The organism is Paenibacillus camelliae, from assembly GCF_023715345.1.
Taxonomy (GTDB): domain Bacteria; phylum Bacillota; class Bacilli; order Paenibacillales; family Paenibacillaceae; genus Pristimantibacillus; species Pristimantibacillus camelliae.
The window spans coordinates 209,775-224,599 of the sequence record NZ_JAMBNY010000003.1 but is presented as its reverse complement, the minus strand read 5'-3'; the positions used below and the strand labels follow the sequence as shown (position 1 = coordinate 224,599).

Below are 14,825 nucleotides of genomic sequence, written 5' to 3'. Positions count from 1 at the left end.
TTTGGTTAATAATACAAATTATGGAGATGACGGAAAGGAGACTCGCGAGTTAATGTGTACTTCCTTGTAATGGTGTAATAAGTTGATCGCTGCATAATCCGGGGTCATGGTGTGTGCCATAGCTCTGTTCAATTATGCCGGTCGCAACCAATTCAAGGGACGCGAGGCTACCGTTGCTACACCTGCTCATGCGGATACTTGATGTATCCGCTTTTTATTATTGAGCGGCACAAACATTCCATCTCCAAGCGTAGAACGGCACGCTCAACTTCCTTATCGGAGGTATGATCTATGAATAAATTACAAGGTAAAATTGCTATCGTTACAGGTGTGAGTCGTGAAGGTGGAATCGGGGCAGCGATTTGCAGGGCACTAGCTAACGAGGGAGCCAGCTTGTTCTTCACGCATTTGTGTGAATACGACCAAGAGGTATATCCTCGAAGTGTAGATGAGCATTGGCCTGATATCTTTGCACAAGAATTACGAAAAATGGGTGTTCAAGCCGCACATATGAAGCTAGACCTTGCCCAGTCAGGCTCCGCAGCCGATCTGCTGGCTGAAGTTCAGAAAACCTTGGGGTTGCCAACCATTCTCGTTAACAACGCAACGTATAGCGTGGATGCTGATTTTCGTCAATTAAATGAGTCGCTTATTGACGCTCATTGTGCTGTGAACATTAGAGGTACCTTTATGTTATCCGCGGAATTTTCTCGATTGCTTGAAGCGGAAATGAAAAATATAGGTTCCAGCCATACACTTGGCGGGCGTATTATTAACATGACTTCCGGCCAAGGAAAATCACCTATGCCCGGAAATCTTGCCTATGCAGCAACTAAGGGGGCAATTTCCGTGTTTACTGAATCACTTGCTGCAGAGCTGGCGCCACTTCATATTACAGTTAACGCGGTCGACCCTGGACCTACCGATACTGGCTGGATGACCGAAGAAATCAAGAAAGCGCTGCTGCCACAATTCCCGATGGGGCGGATTGGTGTTCCAGAGGATGTGGCAAAGCTGATTACTTTTCTTGCGAGCGATGATTCTGAGTGGATAACCGGTGAGATCATTCATTCTAGAGGCGGTTTTAGCTAAAAATTTACAGGGTCATCCGCTAAGGATGGCCCTATCTGCTATTCACGACTAAAATAATAAGAGAGAGGTCATTAGAAATTAAAATGAAATAAAAATAACGTTGTAGGTAGGTGACTAGATGCCTCAAGGTTATCATCTTACAACTTCACAGCACATGGCCAATCAGCACATTAGACAGTATGATGCCACTTCCAGAAGGGAAGCTGCTCAGACGTCAATCCGAATACATTCTCATCCTGATTGACCGCTTGTGAACACTATCAAGAAGTGATTTGAACATCGATCAGTGTCACTTCGTTATTTTGTTTCAAAGCCTCTTCCAGTATTTGATCGAATTCATTCAAATCTTTAGGTCTAACTCCTTTTATTCCGAAGCTATTAGCAAGCTGTACAAAGTCAGGGTTTTCAAAGGCCGCACCAAAGCTATTGCCGAATTTTTCTTGCATCATTTGCTCTTCTAGCTTTAACGTTGAATCGTTTAATACAATAATAATAAAAGACAGACCCAGTCGTTTAGCAGTTTCTAATTCAGACATATTCATTAAAGCCCCTCCATCCCCAGTAATACAAATGACTGGAGCGTCTCGGCAGGCTAATTTAGCACCAATAGAACCGGGTAATGCTATACCCATTGAGGCAAGTCCATTGGAGATAATAACTCTTCCTGCCTGCTTTGGTTGATAGGTTCGGCCAATCGATAGCTTATGAGCACCTACATCAGAAATAACGATGGTTTGTTCCGATGCATGTTTTTCAATAACAGTTAGTATGTTCTCTATCGTAAATGATAAAATTTCTTTAACGTCTAATTCTATTTGATAAGCTCTTTTAATCTGTTCCTTTAAATGTCCACTCGGAACCCAACGTCTAGACGGCATAGCTTGTTTGTTAAGAGCTTGAAGAATCTCATTCACATCACCAACCAATTCTCCTGCAACAGGGTAATGCTCGTCCATTTCGGCGGGCAATGAATCGATATGTACAATAGGCCGCTTCATTTTATTCCAATCCTGAGGCGGACACTCTACAACATCAAAACCAACAACAATGAGTAGGTCTGACTGCTCTATGATTGGTAATACCGCATCATTCTTTTTAAAGCCAAACGTAAAATAATTTTGTTCATGATTTTTAGGCAAAATCCCCTTTGCCATAAAACTATGGATAACAGGTGATTGTAGTTTCTCTACAAAAGTCAGAAGTGCTGACATAGCTCCTTGCCTAATAACTCCGTTCCCGACGATGACAAGTGGCTTTTGGCTATGGTCTATTAAAGTACATGCATCCTCTATAGCTTGCGAGATTGACGTACTTTTAGGATTAGGCAGTACTGGCAATGGCTCCGTTAAAGTCATCTGTGATGCAATGTTCTCAGGTAATTCAATTAATACCGCACCTGGCTTTTCCATTCGTGCTAATCTAAAAGACTTACGAATGATTTTTGGTATCGTTTGCGGGTCTTTAATTTGAACGCTCCATTTGGTAGCAGGCTCAAATATTTTAACGATATCTAAATATTGGTGAGATTCTTGATGCTGTCTTTCGAAGCTTGCTTGCCCTGTAATAGCTACAACCGGAGAATGGTCTAAATGTGCACTAGATATTCCGGTCAATAAATTTGTCGCTCCAGGTCCTAAAGTTGATAAGCAAACACCAACTCTATTGGTTAGCCTACCGTATACATCTGCCATAAAAGCTGCCCCTTGTTCATGACGAACATGAATGAACTGGATTTTATTAGACTGAGATAAAGAATCGATTAGATCAAGGGTTTCCTTACCCATAATACCGAAAATATACTCGACTCCTTCATCCTCTAAGCACTGAACAAGTAGATCTGTTGCCTTTTTCATTATACTTCGCCTCTCTGCTTGCTATGTTTACCCTATGTTACCCATAAATGTTAAGAACCTATACGGTACTAAAGGTGAATGGTGCAGGACAGTAAGCTTTACATATCTATCATAAAATAATACACTAACGTGGATAACAATTATCCGCGTTATAAACTTATGTTTGGATAATAAGTACATACATCATGAACAATAAAGGAGGTGTTGATCATGCAGATGAAAACAGGAGTAGAACAAGCGGTGTACGCCATCCTAATCCTTAGCATGCTGCCAGATAAAGCGGTTTTGCCTGGGGAGGCCATTAGTCAACAATTGGGAGCTTCACCCACGTACTTTCAGAAACTGCTAAGGAAGCTAGTGAGTGCGGATCTGATTACTTCTGTGCCAGGGGTAAAAGGCGGATTTAAATTAAAGAAGAAGCCTGATGAAATCCGGATATACGATATATATGTTGCTATCGAAGGCCAGCAGACTCTTTATTCTTCAAGTGGTGTTCTGCATGACATGCTTGACTTGACTGAAGAAAAAAGCTGCTGCTTGCTCACAGAGTTAATGGAAGAAGCAGAGTCATCCTGGAAGTCCGTATTAAAACGCGAAACAATCGCATCATTATATGAAGAAATAAAAGAAAGCTATCAGCCCAATATGCAGCTGACAGAGCAATGGATACAAGAAAAAATGGTTTTATAACATTCATGAGATAACGATATATAGCGTGTAGGGAGGATGTAATACATGAGACTAAGTATATTAGACCAAGCCCCTGTAACGAAGGGGAACACGGCAGCAGGTGCGATGAAAAAGGCTGAAGAATTAGCTGTTCTAGGAGATGAGTTAGGCTACCATCGTATGTGGATGGCAGAGCATCATGCAACGAATACCTTTGCAAGCTCAGCTCCCGAAGTAGCTGCAGGTTATTTAGCTGCAAAAACAAAAAACATTCGGCTCGGAACCGGAGGCGTCATGCTGATGCACTATTCCCCATTGAAGCTTGCCGAGGTATTTAAAACATTAAGTGCATTCGCACCAGGGCGTATTGATTTTGGTGTTGGGCGTGCTCCTGGAGGGGATAATTATTCGACCTATGCTTTATCTGAAGGACGCCAACCGATGTTTCATAATATGTATGAGAAATTCGATACAGCATTGCAGCTGATTAACGATGAAGTACCCGAGGATGACTTATATAAAAAATCAATCGCTACACCTGCTCAGGTCACATTACCAGAAGCCTGGCTGCTAGGATCAACGGGCAATAGTGCTGTTCAAGCTGGCAGAAGAGGTGTAGGCTACTCATTTGCACAGTTTTTCAATGGTGAAATGACGAAGGAAATTTTAGAGGTATACAAGAAGAATTTCCAACCTTCAGCATTTATGGAGAAACCGCAAATCAATGTTTCTTATATGGTGACTACAGCAGAAACAAAGGAAGAAGCGGAGTATGAAGCAAAGCCTCAGGATATATGGCGTTTACTGTTTATGAGAGGTCAGTTTGGTGCTACTTTGACACCTGAAGAAGCTCGAGATTATCCATTGACGGAGATGGATCGTATGATTATTAAAGAAAATCGTAAAATTCATCTAGTGGGCTCAGCCAAGGAAATTGCGACATTGCTACAAGAGGAGCAAGCTCATTATGGCTTTGATGAAGCAATGATTTGTAGTATTCCTCATACGCAAGAGAAGCGTTTAGACGTTTATAGGTTGTTAGCACGGGAATTACTGTAGTCGATGTAGCCACAATAGATACAATGTCATATGTAATGAAGCAATGAGCTCTCAGTGACCCGATTTCCCCATAAACCTATGTCATCAAAATGATTCGGATGTCTCTCGAAACTTCCTGTAAGGTAGTTATAATAGACATCATGAGTACATAGATTCACATGGACTGGCATGTAAATCCAAGATGCATAGGGGAAAGGGGAAATTCATAATGAGTTATGCTAGAAACTTCGTCATTTACCTATGGCTAGCATTGGCTGCTGCATTTGTTAGAAATATAGGCCTGTCTGACGGGCTTGCTGCAATATTTGGCTCCGTATTTCTTATGTTTATGAGCCTTGTGCTGCTCGGAGTTACGTTACTATACTTCATCCTTCGCCCATGGCTGAGGAGTAAAACAGCTGTTGATCCATCGCTAAGCTTTTTGAAGCTTCGCAGGACGTTAAGATTTGTACCGGTCATTCCCACGGTCCTGTTCTTCTTGTTTACTTACAATACGGAATACGGGGACTATGTAAAGACATACCGAGATATGAATCCAACAGGGTGGGAGCATTTTCTTGATTCATTAGGCAGTACATTAAGCTTGACGTTCGTGTTTTATGCTCTCTTTGAGCTGATCTTATTCACGCTTCTCTGGCAGAAACGAAAGGAGCAAGTAGTCTCGTGACTGTTCTAGAGATCGTGCTTGCGTATGTTGTACTACAAATTGTCATGGCGCTGCTAATGGCTGTTTTTCCAAGAGATGAAGTGATGAGAAATAAGACGGGCATATCCTCCTTCACAGAAAGGCCCAAGACGGTAGGAGAATACTTTTTTAATGGATTAGTCGTTCTTATTGCTGGCGGGGCTCTTGCGATGGAGTACATCAATAAGAGGATCGTTAAGAGACCATGGTGGTGGCGGATTGGAACTCGGGTCATCGTACTCCTCGGTGTCATTGCGCTCATATTTATTAGTAGTGTGCTTATCTATATATTTAGTGAATAAAGAATCAACTTAGGCCATCCTGCAAAGGGTGGCCTAAAATCTGTTCCAAAAACTGGTTATATAAAAGGAAGCAAGGCATATGCTCCTATTTAATTATTAAGATTGATAAACAAATCTCGACAAATCATGCTATAGTATGAAGTAAATAAACACTTTATTCGCATATTCAAGCAGGGGTGGATTAGAACTAACTGCACTGCTTACGGAATGACGACAACTAGAATTTCTTCACTGTACGATGGGAGGTCATCCAATTGAGTAATAGGCATAATTTGAACAGATCCTCTTTAACCGTAACCGCTTTCACGTTGATATTGATGCTGTTTTTTGTGAACTATCCCATCCCATTCCTATACGGAATTGAGCTGTATCTATTTACTGCTATTGCATGGTTTGTTTATTTCCGCTATTCACTAAACTATGCGTTGTTACTTATTATTTTTGCTGCCGCTTGTGGCATATTTATATGGAATCAATCGCCTCTGCTTGCGTTATATCCGCTCGAGATATTATTAGTCGGCTGGATTGCTAGGAGAAGTAAACGATCTGCAGTATTGTGGGACGCTATCTATTGGCTGACGCTTGGATTATTATTATTCTACCCAGCTTATCGATGGTTAACGGATTGGTCAGATTCCAATGGGATTACATATTTCCTGTTCTCCGTAGCTAATGGGTTAATTAATATATTCTTTGGCAAACTGACTGCCGAATATTTGCCAGTAGGGGCATCGAAAACGAGGAAGAAATGGCGCATTGGTCAAATTACCTTTCATCTTTGCATGGTGCTGTTAATTGTTCCGACATTAATCTATCTGCTTGTCAGTGGATATTTTACTTATCAGCGGAGCTTGTCTGAGATTTCATCCAGGCTCGACACGATATACAGCCATGTCAATGAGAGATTGAATCATCTGACAGAGACAGAGCTTCGAGATCTTAAAGTAAGGTCGACGGTGCAGAAAGCATCGCTGCAGCATATGTTCTCTAACATTACGACAGGTACAGATGTGCAGATAACGCTCATCGATGACAATCAGAACGTGGTCACTACGCTAGAACCCGCGATAGCTGACAACTTCGCTTATGAATGGAGTGCTGGTGGGATTGTTAAGCAAGTCACGGATTCATTATATTTGTGGCAGCCAGAGGAGATTCCTTCGTACAATAAAGTGTACAGATGGGCTAAAAGTGAGTTTGTCTCGGTGTATCACTTTGATCGTGTTCCCTATACGCTCGTTGTTAAGCAACCAGCTATAGGATTTCAACACAATATGTTCAATCTGTATGTCATAAGCGTGCTGCTCGTCGGCATGTCCACCTTAATCGCAGCATTCGTTGCTTATCGGGTTATGAACCAATTATCGAGGTCGATCACTCAGCTTGGGAGCTTTACGACGGGTCTTCCTCGAAGAATTCGACTGCGCGAGACCATTACATGGGAAGAAAGCCCATTGCATGAAGTCAATATATTAAAAAATAACTTTGAAGATATGTCCAAGGAATTAGCCAGCATGTTCTGCGAGGTTAATAAAAGAGAAGACAAGCTGCGCGTTATGGCCCACTACGATACGTTAACCGGTCTAGGCAATCGCTATTCCTTCGGGTTGTATCTTCCTTCACTTATCGAAGAAGCGAAGAAGGATCATACGAAAATTGCGTGTTTATTCATCGATCTCGATCGATTCAAATCGATCAATGACAACTATGGACACGAGGCTGGAGATGCTGTGATAAAGGAAGTAGGGGCACGCTTAAAGGAATACAACACAGCTCAGACCAAGGCCTTCCGCTTGTCAGGAGATGAATTTGTCGTGGTGCTGCGTGAGCCTTTTCCTCGTGACTTAGTACAGTGGGCGCAAGATATTCAAGCAAGCCTAATAAACGACGTCATTATGTACCATGATCAACGCATTCAAATCGAGCTAAGTGCTGGTATATCTATCTATCCTGATCACGGTCAAGATGCTCAAATTCTGCTGCGCAGCAGTGACCACGCGATGTATCAAGCCAAAGTAAGCGGGCGAAATCGTGTCAAGCTGAGCACAGGCGCAACGATGAATTTTCCGAAAGGAGGGGCGTAATAATGAAACCCAAATTACTGTTTGCCTTTAACCTCCTGCTGGGTTTCATGCTCTTGCTTTCGACTTATATCTATGTGAGCTATGCAAAAAGCAATGAGTCTGGTGAAGTACATCTGCAAGACGAAGAATGGGTAACAGAGAATGCTGAACAAGAAGTTGTATTAACGATTTGGTCGCCAAAGCCTATACTGGATTACGAGATCCAAAGCTTCCAGGAGGCCAATCCGAACATTCGCATACAATTTACGAGCTTACAAGGTGAACCAAGACTATCTGAGCGTTATCTGAACGCACTGGCAGAAGGCACAGCACCTGATATTATGCTGCTTCCACAAGCGATGCTTGGATCGATAAACTCGGTAGATTTAATCGCGGATTTATCGCAGAGCCATCTCCCTCTTGACCGCTATCGCAAAATGATGGGTGAGCATCTGTGGGATATTCACCAGTCGCTTGATGGAGAGCACACAATTGCCTTGCCGTTTGAAGCTTATCCCTACGTGTTCTATTATCGCTACGATATACTAGAAGAAAAAGGTTATCCTGCTGACCCCGATGCATTAGCGGCATATTTACGTGAGCCTAAGCATTTGCTGCAGCTTGTCTCTGATCTGCAGCAGGATAAACAATGGCTTCTTCAATGGGAAAATGATCTCATTACATTGTTAAATTACGGACAGTTTTTCTTTAATCGAGATATTGAATATGAACGCGACTCGGATCAGTATATGCAAGTGATCGACACAACCTTGAAGCTAATCGATCATGCAGCTAATATATCGGTTTGGAGTACAAACGGACAGGAGATGCTACGTAACAACGAGCTAGTAGCCGTTTATATGCAATCGTTCGGAGAAAACTCGATTGAAGAATGGGCGCCTGATCAAGCAGGCAAGTGGCGGGTGACAAGGCTGCCACTCGGTATCGAAGCCGTGGACGTTAACACAAGCTTATCTATCGCGATAACCGAGCATAGTAAGCATAAAGCAGAGGCTGAGAAGTTCCTTGAACATGTTATGAACACCTCAACGGTGTTTAATTGGATGGAGACAGCTCCCGCTAACGAATTTCTTGGAGGACAGGATAGCGGCAGCTTATACTTGGATATCCTTAGAGGGAATAGATCGAGTGCAGTTCCAACTCCGCTTGATTCCCGTCTTTTCGAGGTATGGTATTCATCTGTAGAGCAATCCAGACAAAGTCAATACACGACGGAAGATACACTCAATGCGGCAACTCAGGATGTTATGGATATTACCTCCGTTGCACAAGAGCAGCTGCAATTATATATTCAGCGCGATCTCCAATAATTTCTTGCTTACATTCATTTCTAGACAGGATGATGAGAGATGAGATGAGTATTGAGTAGCTCTAAAAAGGAGTCTATATGTCTGATAATCGAACACTGCATGTATTGAACGGCCAAGCGATGTATCATAAATATAAGGCAGAAAATTTTCTTAATGGCGAGCGAATGATTCCTTTTAACGAGGCGATGTGTTATGGGGAGACCTGCTTTGATATATTTTCGGATGCTTTTGTTCATTGTCGAGCAAAGGTTCATGGCGTAACGCCCAAGCAGTATGCTGAGATCACATTAAAGCCATTGAAGCCTCTATTCAATAAAAGCTTTCATCATATCGCATTATGGTTTGATGAGGATATGTTTTGCCAGATCAATATCGTTACGATTCTTGCTTGGCTAGAGCAAGACCGATATAGTGGTTCGATTGAACTGCATATTGTCGATGATCAGCATGAACGTATGGAAGGCTACACTTTACGTGCGGACGGATATCGGTCGATCTATGAGCAGGTGCTGATTCATAAAGCGATGCCTAATAGTATCACTACACTTCCTCATACGATCAAAGATGGAATTGAATTATATCTAAAGTATTTGCATGAGGATAGCGAGATTATTCGTATGATTGAAAGTAATCCTCATTTATCAGAACAAGAGCTAGTCATAAAGCTCATGGCCGAATTCCGACATTACGGGCTAGGTGATACGCAATATTACGACATCATCAAAGCTAATCGTCGCTAAGCAGTAATTGCAGAGCGAGCTGCGTGCTGAGCTTGTTCGCAGCATGAAAGAACGGACGCTATCTATACATAGCGTCCGTTCTATTGATTTAAAAGTCGATATGATCAGGGTCAGGACCAACACGATGATTTTCATTCAGCTGATCAATGCGAGCCATATCTTCTTTCGTTAACTCGAAATCAAATACCGATGAGTTCTCGACAATACGGTGCTCTTTTGTTGATTTAGGTATTGTGATTACTCCGTTTTGTAAATCCCATCGAATAATAATTTGAGCAACGGTTTTATGATACGAAGCTGCAATTTCCTGAAGCACGGGGTTATCTAATAGTTGACCTTGCATCAATGGAGACCAAGCCTCTAACTGAATATTATGCTCCATGCAAAAAGCTTGCAGCTCCTTCTGAGTAAGTCGCGGGTGGTACTCCACTTGATTGATCATAGGCACAATCTCTGCGTCCTTCATGACATCTGTTAGATGATGGACTTGGAAGTTACTTACACCAATAGCTCTAACCTTTCCTTCCTTATAAAGGGTTTCTAATGCACGCCAAGCTTCCTTATACTTCCCTTCGACAGGCCAATGAATCAAATATAGATCTAAATAATCAAGCCCAAGCTTCTGTAAGCTCGTCTCATAGGCAGCAATGGTTGAATCATAGCCTAAATCAGCGTTCCAAACTTTAGAGGTAATAAACAAATCCTCTCTAGTCAGGCGAGTTTCTTCGAGAGCTTCACGAATGGCTTGGCCTACACCTTCCTCGTTACCGTAAATAGAAGCTGTATCGATGCTGCGATAACCATGCTTAATTGCAAACTTCACCGCTTGAACAAGCTCGGGACCTTCCTCGACTTTGAATACACCAATGCCTAGCCAAGGCATCTGAACACCGTTTGTTAATGTTGCTGTTGCACGTAAATGATTAATCATAGAATATAAACCTCCGTTTTTATGTGAATGTTATAAGCAAGCTGTAGTTACTGTAGTTGATATGATATGTCCACCACATCCCCCCTTACAATGTCAGGCTTGAGCTCATATTGGCTTCACCTGCTTCAGCCTTCTGGTCTTTTCGTTCAAGCAAACGAGACCATCCCGTTAGCAGCACAGCGCTGAGAACCATGAGTGACCCTATCCAAGTGGTGTGAATCAGACCAATGGAGTCAGTCACGACACTGCCTAGGAAAGAACCAAGAGCAATTCCGGCGTTAAATGCTGCGATGTTCATCGCAGAAGCTACATCTACCGCAGAGGGGACGAACCGCTCTGCTAATAGGACAACATAAATTTGTAAGCCTGAAACGTTCATAAAAGCCATCAGCCCCATTAAGCCAACGCTAATTAATCCCGCAACCTTAAAAGGCAGTGTAAAGAACATCATAAACAGAATGATGGCTTGAACGATAAACATGTAATATAGTGCCTTCGCTGGATTACGGTTCGATAATTTACCACCGACCATATTTCCTAATGCAATAGCAATGCCATAGATAAGCAGGATGAGTGTGATGTGATCTTCATGTAAGCCGGTAACGGATTGCAGCAAAGGGGATAGATAAGTAAAAACGACAAATGTTCCCCCGTAGCCTAGTGCAGTAATGATAAAGACAAGCAATAATCGGACATTCGTAATTAGCTTAAGCTGATCTTTAATGGATGTTTGCTTTCCTTTCTGTAGATTCGATGGAACGAGTATGCTGTTTGCCAGCAATGCGATAAGGCCAATTGCTACAATAACGACAAAAGCAATTCTCCAGCCTAATTGCTGACCAATAAATGTTCCAAATGGAACTCCGGTTACGGTAGCGACGGTTAGCCCTGTAAACATCATAGAGATCGCACTGGCTCTTCGATCCTCCTGCACTAAGTTAGCCGCAATAGTGGAGCCAATGGACATGAAAACACCATGGGAAAAGGCAGAAATTATGCGAGCTGCAAGCAAAATCTCAATGCTTGTAGCCGATGCAGCGATGCTATTCCCAACAATAAAAACAACCATGATCCACAGTAATAGCGACTTTCTGGACATCGTTGAGGTTAGCGATGTAAGAATTGGAGCCCCAAATGTTACGCCTAGTGCATATAAGGAAACCGTTAAGCCGGCTGTTGTTATAGAGACCTGTAAGTCTTGTGCTATTAAAGGTAATAGTCCAACACTTATAAATTCGGTTGTACCAATCGCAAAAGCACTTACTGCTAATGCCAGTAAGGCAAAAATGCTTCGTTTCTTGTCCAAAGACATCTTCTTTCCTCCTAAAGTATTGAAGTGAGTTCGTAAAGTGTAATGCCATGACAGCCTCGATAACTACTGTCATGTTCCGCCGGCAAATGCTATTATGTACGAAAGAGGTTTATTAGGAAAGTACGTACTTTTTTGTAATATAAGTACCAAAAAGTAATATAGATACTTTTTAGTGCCTATAAGTGGAGGGTTTCAAATGCAGAAGAAAAAATACAACATATCGGTAGAAGCAACGCTCGAAGTGATCGGCGGAAAGTGGAAGTGTGTCATCCTATGCCATCTCACCCATGGAAAGAGAAGAACAAGTGAACTAAAGCGTCTTATGCCCAACATTACGCAGAAGATGCTCACCCAACAGCTGCGCGAATTAGAAGACGATGGCGTGATCAAACGAATCATCTATAACCAAGTTCCTCCAAAGGTGGAGTACGAGTTAAGTGAGTATGGCTGGAGTCTAAAAGAAATATTAGATTCACTTTGTGCTTGGGGAGAAAAACATATTATTAAGGTTTACGGCGATAAATTTGCAGTACTAGAAGAGAATATTCTAAATGAGTAACGGATCCGTAACGTCTGATCGCAGAAATAAATGATGCTGCACAATCTAAGGATCTCTACACCGACAAATACAGTGGCACTAGGAAGTATGTATCGATACTTTCTAGTGTTTTTTATTTATTGCTAAATAAAGGTTCTTGAATATAGGTAGGAACGAATGTATTATATTCATATCGAAAAACTTGGTATTAAGGAGGACATGCTATGTTACTAACAGGCATCATATGTGGTGTACTACTTGGATTTGTAATGCAGCGCGGTCGCTTCTGCTTAACCGGTGGTTTCCGCGATATGTATATAGCGAAAGATAATCGTATGTTTTATGCACTCCTCATTGCCATTGCCGTGCAGAGCGTCGGCGTGTTTGCATTAATTGGTGCGGGTGTATTTGAATATTCAGCAGGTCAATTGCCAATCCTTGCAGTTGTGATTGGATCGTTTATTTTTGGTATTGGCATTATATTATCAGGTGGATGTGCAACAGGAACCTGGTATCGTGCAGGTGAAGGGCTAATAGGAAGCTGGATTGCATTAGCGATGTACATGCTCATGTCGGCTATTATGAGAACAGGTCCGTTAGGAAGCTTTACAACGGCAGCGCGTGAGCCGGTCATTGGCACAGATTCCATAGCAGATACATTTGGAATTAACGTGTGGTTTTTAGTTGTTCCATTCGTTGCTTTAGTGGCGTTTATTGTTTACCGTGAGCTGAAAAAGCCAAAGGTGAAAATTCCGCAATTAAAGCCTAAGAAAACGGGATTAGCGCATATATTATTCGAAAAACGTTGGAACCCGTTCGTTACAGCGGTTCTCATTGGTTTAATTGCAACAGCAGCTTGGCCGCTAAGTGCAGCGACTGGTCGTGTGTTCGGATTAGGTATTACGGCACCATCAGCGAACATTCTGCAGTTTCTAGTATCGGGCGACATTGATTTCATCAATTGGGGCGTATTTCTAGTGCTTGGTATATTCTTAGGATCATTTTTCGGTGCAAAAATGAGCGGCGAATTCCGCTTACGTGTGCCTGACACAAAAACATGCGTACGCAGTGCATCAGGCGGTTTACTGATGGGCTTTGGTGCAAGCTTAGCCGGTGGATGCTCCATTGGCAATGGCTTAGTTATGACAGCAATGATGACTTGGTCCGGCTGGATCGCATTAGTGTTTATGATTTTAGGTACGTGGACAGCATCATATTTTGTATTTGTTCGTCCTGCAAAACAACGCGCTGCAGCATCGACAGCTGTAACAGCATAATATAAAGGAGAGAGTGGAAGATGAAAAAGACATTAGAGGTATTAGGCATGGTATGCCCATTCCCATTAATCGAAGCAAAGGAAGCGATGAAAGACTTAAGTTCAGGCGATGAGCTTGAAGTACAATTCGATTGCACACAAGGTACAGAATCCATTCCTCGCTGGGCAGCTGAAGAAGGTCATGAAGTCGTTGAGTATGAGCAACTAGGCGAAGCTGCTTGGACGATTACCGTAAAGAAAAAATAAGTTGAAAACTCACCCGTAGCGAAGCGGGTGAGTTTTTTTATATGTTCGCGTTTGTACATATCATAATTTATTTAGCTTATTGCAGCTTAGGGTCGATTGACGACGCATGCTGGTTTGATTTTACTTCCTGAAAAAGAGTGCTTTGATCTGGAGTTGATTCTAATTTCAAGCCGAGAATGCGTTCCAAATCTCCTATAGTAACAGGCTTGGCATGTCTCATTAATTCATATCCGATTTGACCATTAGGCTCCAGTGTAGCGGTGTTAACATCACTAATGTTACTTACGCCATTCTGTCTTAGTCGCATTTCTAGTTGATCGACAGTCATACGCATGCTCCGAAGATTATGTTGATTGATTTGTCCGTTTTCAATAAGGACTTTTGAGCGTCCACTCATAAGCTTTTCGAACCAATCATATTTAAGCTGTAAATATTCAATGATAATAAGTGAAATGATGAACATTGTCGCTGAGCCTACGGCTATCCACATCGCATGATTAGCTATTGGTTGAACAATTGTAGTTCCAATCGAAATCATGATAACGGTTGTAGCTACGCTCATTTGGGAAATAGACTTTCTCCCAGCGAAACGTAAAAGAATCATTCCTGCAAATACTATAAAAATAGACTTCCATATCCAAGCTAGTTCCATAGGTATACACCCCTCTAATAAGACTACATGAATATGGTGGGGAATACTTCCTTAAATTATTCACCAGGAGTGCATT

The 14,825-nt window shown here is 42.1% G+C and carries 15 protein-coding genes; 11 read left to right on the top strand and 4 right to left on the bottom strand.

Annotation, left to right across the window (positions count from 1 at the left end; all coding sequences use genetic code 11):
- Nucleotides 1-291: 291 nt before the first annotated feature.
- Nucleotides 292-1,092 (top strand): SDR family oxidoreductase, encoded by an 801-nt coding sequence (locus M3180_RS08860; RefSeq protein ID WP_251667028.1) that lies wholly within the window; start codon nt 292-294, stop codon nt 1,090-1,092.
- Between the two features lie 260 nt (nt 1,093-1,352).
- Here M3180_RS08860 and M3180_RS08855 read toward each other — a convergent pair whose 3' ends face one another.
- Nucleotides 1,353-2,945: an acetolactate synthase large subunit gene (locus M3180_RS08855; RefSeq protein ID WP_251667027.1), complete on the bottom strand. Its 1,593-nt coding sequence runs from the start codon at nt 2,943-2,945 to the stop codon at nt 1,353-1,355.
- 210 nt (nt 2,946-3,155) lie between these two features.
- Here M3180_RS08855 and M3180_RS08850 point away from each other — a divergent pair, with 210 nt between their 5' ends.
- The 7 genes from M3180_RS08850 (at nt 3,156) to M3180_RS08820 (ending at nt 9,794) form a co-directional block, all read left to right on the top strand.
- Nucleotides 3,156-3,635, top strand: a complete 480-nt coding sequence (locus M3180_RS08850; protein WP_251667026.1) for an RrF2 family transcriptional regulator — start codon at nt 3,156-3,158, stop codon at nt 3,633-3,635.
- A 45-nt stretch (nt 3,636-3,680) separates the two neighbouring features.
- Nucleotides 3,681-4,673, top strand: a complete 993-nt coding sequence (locus tag M3180_RS08845) for an LLM class flavin-dependent oxidoreductase (RefSeq protein WP_251667025.1) — start codon at nt 3,681-3,683, stop codon at nt 4,671-4,673.
- A 208-nt stretch (nt 4,674-4,881) separates the two neighbouring features.
- Nucleotides 4,882-5,340: a hypothetical protein gene (locus M3180_RS08840; protein WP_251667024.1), complete on the top strand. Its 459-nt coding sequence runs from the start codon at nt 4,882-4,884 to the stop codon at nt 5,338-5,340.
- Nucleotides 5,337-5,660, top strand: a complete 324-nt coding sequence (locus M3180_RS08835) for a hypothetical protein (RefSeq protein WP_251667023.1) — start codon at nt 5,337-5,339, stop codon at nt 5,658-5,660. The genes M3180_RS08840 and M3180_RS08835 overlap by 4 nt, the downstream gene beginning before the upstream one ends.
- A 254-nt stretch (nt 5,661-5,914) precedes the next feature.
- Nucleotides 5,915-7,744, top strand: coding sequence for a diguanylate cyclase (locus M3180_RS08830; RefSeq protein ID WP_251667022.1), 1,830 nt, complete (start codon nt 5,915-5,917; stop codon nt 7,742-7,744).
- A gap of 2 nt (nt 7,745-7,746) precedes the next feature.
- A complete protein-coding gene (locus M3180_RS08825) occupies nt 7,747-9,054 on the top strand; it encodes an ABC transporter substrate-binding protein (RefSeq protein ID WP_251667021.1) in 1,308 nt (435 codons plus the stop codon).
- Nucleotides 9,055-9,131: 77 nt separating this feature from the next.
- The gene (locus M3180_RS08820) at nt 9,132-9,794 is read left to right on the top strand and encodes an AraC family transcriptional regulator (protein WP_251667020.1); all 663 of its coding nucleotides are present in this window, start codon (nt 9,132-9,134) and stop codon (nt 9,792-9,794) included.
- Between the two features lie 88 nt (nt 9,795-9,882).
- Here the strand turns inward: M3180_RS08820 and M3180_RS08815 are convergent, their stop codons facing one another.
- Both M3180_RS08815 and M3180_RS08810 read right to left on the bottom strand, forming a co-directional pair.
- On the bottom strand, nt 9,883-10,725 hold the full coding sequence (locus tag M3180_RS08815; RefSeq protein ID WP_251667019.1) for an aldo/keto reductase: 843 nt from the start codon (nt 10,723-10,725) through the stop codon (nt 9,883-9,885).
- An 85-nt stretch (nt 10,726-10,810) separates the two neighbouring features.
- Nucleotides 10,811-12,037: an MFS transporter gene (locus M3180_RS08810; RefSeq protein ID WP_251667018.1), complete on the bottom strand. Its 1,227-nt coding sequence runs from the start codon at nt 12,035-12,037 to the stop codon at nt 10,811-10,813.
- Between the two features lie 196 nt (nt 12,038-12,233).
- Here M3180_RS08810 and M3180_RS08805 point away from each other — a divergent pair, with 196 nt between their 5' ends.
- The 3 genes from M3180_RS08805 (at nt 12,234) to M3180_RS08795 (ending at nt 14,097) form a co-directional block, all read left to right on the top strand.
- Nucleotides 12,234-12,596, top strand: coding sequence for a winged helix-turn-helix transcriptional regulator (locus M3180_RS08805; protein ID WP_251667017.1), 363 nt, complete (start codon nt 12,234-12,236; stop codon nt 12,594-12,596).
- 203 nt (nt 12,597-12,799) lie between these two features.
- A complete protein-coding gene (locus M3180_RS08800) occupies nt 12,800-13,852 on the top strand; it encodes a YeeE/YedE family protein (protein WP_251667016.1) in 1,053 nt (350 codons plus the stop codon).
- A gap of 20 nt (nt 13,853-13,872) precedes the next feature.
- Entirely contained in the window at nt 13,873-14,097 is a 225-nt protein-coding gene (locus M3180_RS08795; protein WP_251667015.1) for a sulfurtransferase TusA family protein, read from the top strand.
- Between the two features lie 76 nt (nt 14,098-14,173).
- Here M3180_RS08795 and M3180_RS08790 read toward each other — a convergent pair whose 3' ends face one another.
- Nucleotides 14,174-14,749 (bottom strand): DUF421 domain-containing protein, encoded by a 576-nt coding sequence (locus tag M3180_RS08790; RefSeq protein WP_251667014.1) that lies wholly within the window; start codon nt 14,747-14,749, stop codon nt 14,174-14,176.
- Nucleotides 14,750-14,825: the final 76 nt, after the last annotated feature.